This is a genomic window from Saonia sp. (genome assembly GCF_056326165.1).
Genome location: NZ_JBWFBN010000004.1, coordinates 159,780 through 160,038, shown reverse-complemented (window position 1 = coordinate 160,038; position 259 = coordinate 159,780). Strand labels below are relative to the sequence as shown.

At 40.9% G+C, this 259-nt stretch carries 1 protein-coding gene; it reads left to right on the top strand.

Features of this window, described 5'->3' with window-relative positions; translation table 11 throughout:
* A partial coding sequence (locus tag AC000W_RS05825; RefSeq protein ID WP_474746844.1) for a Calx-beta domain-containing protein occupies window positions 1-259 on the top strand: 259 nt, incomplete at both ends.

Sequence of the window (259 nt, the reverse complement as noted above, 5' to 3'; positions counted from 1 at the left end):
CGACCATAAGTGTAGCGGACAATGTGGGGACCAGTAGTTTTACAGATGATGATACGGCAACGGTTAGCATCAATGATGTAACAGTGGACGAAGATGACGGTACAGCTACTTTTACTGTGACCTTAACTGGAACTGTTCCTAGTATTTTCACTGTGGATTATGATACGGCAGATAATAATGCTACGGCAGGGGCAGATTATACAGCCCAATCTAACTCATTGACTTTTACTGGATTTAATACAGAAAATCACTCTATTGT